Here is a 767-nt window from a genome sequence, read left to right on the forward strand (position 1 = left end):
TTGAACTACCCCCACTTTCACTTCGTTTAGAAGTGAGGGATTCCTAAGTAAAGAGTTCTATCGAACTCTAATTGATTAGGCTATCCCCGCAGTCCTTGCGGTTAGAAGCCTTATCGCTTCATTCTTTAAATTGATACTTGCGTTAATATCCCTATCATGATGTGTACGGCAAGAAGGGCAGTCCCATTTACGTAGGTTTAGATTTTTAACGTCTTTGTTTTGGTATCCACAACAAGAACATAATTGACTAGAAGCAAAGGTTTTCGATACGACAATAACTTGTTTGCCGTACCATTTTGCTTTATATTCCAACATGGTCCGAAACTGTGACCAAGATACCTCGCTAATGGCTTTTGCTAACTTATGATGTTTTAACATATTCGATACCTGCAAATCCTCTATACCGATAACATCGTGGTTTTTGATGATTTCGGTTGAGATTTTGTCCAGGTAATCTTTTCTAGCATTTGCCATGTATTCATGGATTCTAGCTACCTTTACTCGTTGTTTATTCCAGGGAGAAGATCCTTTTATTCTTCTAGAAAGAACACACTGTGCTTTCGCCAACTTCTCTTCTAATGATCGAAAAAACTTCGGATTTTTATAGATGGTTCCATCTGACAAAATGGCGAAATCTTTTAGTCCCACATCCATTCCAATGTAAGATTGTGTTTTCGGAAGTTCTTGCACTTCTGTTTCAACTAACAATGACACAAAGTATTTGCCAGAAGGGTTACGTCTAACTGTAGCATTTAAAATACGCCCCT

General features: G+C 38.1%; 1 protein-coding gene. It reads right to left on the reverse strand.

From position 1 onward, the window contains the following. Nucleotides 1–75 precede the first annotated feature (75 nt). Nucleotides 76–767: transposase (locus tag MR168_RS33035; protein ID WP_242291769.1), on the reverse strand; the 692-nt coding region annotated here is incomplete at its 5' end.

The sequence above is a fragment of the Bacillus cereus group sp. BfR-BA-01356 genome (genome assembly GCF_022663635.1).
Taxonomy (GTDB): Bacteria; Bacillota; Bacilli; order Bacillales; family Bacillaceae_G; genus Bacillus_A; species Bacillus_A cereus.